General features: G+C 45.9%; 1 protein-coding gene. It reads right to left on the bottom strand.

Annotation, left to right across the window (positions count from 1 at the left end; all coding sequences use genetic code 11):
- Positions 1-281, bottom strand: a 281-nt coding sequence (locus DJ029_RS22370; protein WP_232823186.1) for a reverse transcriptase family protein, incomplete at both ends; no start/stop codon positions are given.

Genomic DNA, 281 nt, shown 5'->3' with positions numbered 1-281 from the left:
CGGTAAGCAAAGGTGCCAAAGGGGCAGGTGAAAGTTTTTTTCTCTTGGTCTTCCGGGGCGATCTCTATTTGATTGTATCCAGAATATCCATCCAAGAAACAATAATACTCATGGCCAGCTACCCGTTCTAAAATTTGGTCCAAGAAGGGTAGGGGGAAATGATCCTTTCGTGTGACAGCATTTAACTTTCTGTAGTCGATGCAAACTCGCCAACCTGTGGGTACGCGGGTTGGGATGAGCTCATTTTTAGCATTACGGACTACAGTTACGCCGGCCTTTTT

The organism is Oceanibium sediminis (assembly GCF_003265325.1).
GTDB lineage: Bacteria > Pseudomonadota > Alphaproteobacteria > Rhodobacterales > Rhodobacteraceae > Halovulum > Halovulum sediminis.
The sequence above is the reverse complement of the archived record's forward strand: the minus strand, read 5'-3'. Positions and strand labels throughout refer to the sequence as shown.